Source organism: Microbacterium sp. (assembly GCF_036277215.1).
Taxonomy (GTDB): Bacteria; Actinomycetota; Actinomycetes; order Actinomycetales; family Microbacteriaceae; genus Microbacterium.
Map to the genome: position 1 here is coordinate 1 of NZ_DASUNI010000201.1, position 2,224 is coordinate 2,224.

General features: G+C 70.3%; 3 protein-coding genes. 2 read left to right on the forward strand and 1 reads right to left on the reverse strand.

Going from position 1 to position 2,224, the window contains the following annotated elements:
* Positions 1 to 1,004 (reverse strand): cation:proton antiporter (locus VFX99_RS10220; RefSeq protein ID WP_329666188.1); only part of this gene is annotated, 1,004 nt, incomplete at its 3' end.
* Between the two features lie 238 nt (positions 1,005 to 1,242).
* Between VFX99_RS10220 and VFX99_RS10225 the strand changes: the two genes are divergently transcribed.
* Together VFX99_RS10225 and VFX99_RS10230 are read left to right on the forward strand one after the other, a co-directional pair.
* Positions 1,243 to 1,626 (forward strand): DUF7144 family membrane protein, encoded by a 384-nt coding sequence (locus VFX99_RS10225; RefSeq protein ID WP_329666189.1) that lies wholly within the window; start codon positions 1,243 to 1,245, stop codon positions 1,624 to 1,626.
* A gap of 96 nt (positions 1,627 to 1,722) precedes the next feature.
* A partial coding sequence (locus VFX99_RS10230) for an LURP-one-related/scramblase family protein (RefSeq protein WP_329666190.1) occupies positions 1,723 to 2,224 on the forward strand: 502 nt, incomplete at its 3' end.

Below are 2,224 nucleotides of genomic sequence, written 5' to 3' on the forward strand. Positions count from 1 at the left end.
AAGGCGACCGTCGGCGCACGCGCGCCGGTGCCCAGCAAGGCGAGCGCGACCGGGACCATCCGCACCAGCGTGAGGCTGGTCAGGGCGTAGAGGACGACCTGCCAGGTGACCTCATCGAGCGCGGGGCCGAGGATGAGCGCGCCGAAGACGATGAAGGTCACGGCACTGAAGAGCTCGCCGCCCTCGTCGACGAGGTAGGTGACCTCACCGCCGGCGTCGTGTCGCAAGGCCCCGAAGAGGAAGCCGCCGGCGAAGGCGGCGATGAAGATGCTGCCGCCGAGCCCGGTTGCGATGCCGGCGGCGAGCAGGGCGGCGGAGGCGGTCAGGATCTGCGTCCAGTGCGGCTCGATCAGGCTTCGGCGCGTGGCGAAGCGGAGCGCGAGCGCGCCGATCACGCCGGCGACGAGCCCTCCGACGAGGCCGTAGCCGATCTCCTCGAGCACGAGCTCGGCGGCGGTGTGGTCCGAGATGGTGCCACTGTCGGCCTCGGCGAGCGCGATCGCCATGAAGAACAGCGGCACGCAGAGCCCGTCGTTGAGGCCGCTCTCGACGTTGAGCCCCTGCCGGATCCGCGACGGGATCCGCTCGTCGGAGACGACCGCCTGCCCGAGCGCGGCGTCCGTGCAGGCGAGCACGACGGCGAGCACGAGCGCCTCGGCGAACGTGATGCCGGGCACGATCACGGCGCCGGCGGCCGCGCCCGCGAGGATGGTGAGCGGCAGGCCGATCCCGAGCAGCCGCAGCGGCACGGCGAACTCGTGACGCAGTGCCCGCAGCGAGATCCGGGCGGCGTCGCCGAACAGCACGAGCGTGAGCGTGATCTCGGCGAGGCGCTTCACGAGCTCGCCCTCGACGTGGAGGTCGAGCAGGCCGAGCACCGGCCCGGCGAGGACGCCGGCGGTCGTGAAGAACATCGCGCCCGAGACGTTGGCCAGCTGCAGTCGCCGCGAGACGGTCGCGTAGGCGATCAGCAGCGCCGCGATCGTCGCCAGGGCCGAGGTCATGGGATCCGCTGGAGCGTCCGCCATGACCGCTGCCTGCTCAATATTGCCCGCACCCGTGCGCGCCGGGGTGCCCGCGCCCCCGCCATGGACGGTCGGCTCGGGCCGCCAAGCGCCCGGGTTGGGGCGACGCGCCGGGTCCCCGTCACCTGATCGGGATGACGCGCCGCGCCGGCAACACCTCTGTACTCGGCTCTCGGCGCACGACTCCGTGCGCTCGAATCGATCTCAGGAGGAACGGATGCAAGGCATCGGCCGAGCGTTCTTCGCGGCGACGCTGCTCATCATCGCGGGGCTCGTCAACATCATCTACGGGTTCGGCGCGCTGGACGGGGCGAACATCTTCGTCGACGATCAGCGGTACATCCTCACCGACCTCAACACCATGGGTTGGGTGCTGATCATCCTCGGGGTGATCCAGATCGTCGGAGGCCTCTCGCTGTTCGTGGGCAACCCATTCGGTCGCATCATCGGGGTCGTGGGCGCCGGCCTCGGCGCGCTCGCGGCGCTGCTGTCGATCGGCGACGGCAATCCATGGTGGTCGCTGGCCGTGTTCGCCCTGTGCATCTACATCCTGCACGGCATCCTGATCTACGGCGAGGACGACAGACCGGCACGAACCTGAGCCCGAGGCGGATCCCGTGGACGCCGGCCGCGCGCCGCCGCGGATTCACCTGGTTCGGGTGATGCGTCGGCGACGCGGGGACGTCATGCTCACGCCATGGGGCTCTTGCGACGCGGGGCGGACGGACCGGGCGGCGAGCGGTTTCTCATGCGCGAGAAGCTGCTGTCGATCGGCGACGACTACTGGATCGAGAACGACCGCGGCGAGCGGGCGTTCAAGGTCGACGGCAAGGCGTTCCGCATCCGGAAGACCTTCGTCCTGGAGGACACGGCGGGAGTCGAGGTGGCCCGGATCCAGGAGCGCAAGCTCAGCATCCGGGACAAGATCGCGATCGAGCGCGACGGTGACACCGTCGCGACCGTGCACAAGGCGCTGGTCGGGATCCGCGATCGCTTCGCCATCGACGTCGAGCACGGCGCCGACATGAAGGCGCACGGGAACGTGGTCGACCACGAGTACGAGATCGAGCGCGACGGCGACACGGTCGCCACGGTCTCCAAGAAGTGGTTCCGTGTGCGCGAGGCCTACGGCGTCGACGTCGCGGCGGGGGAGGACGCGGCGCTGGTCCTCGCGCTCACCGTCGCCATCGACTCGCTGA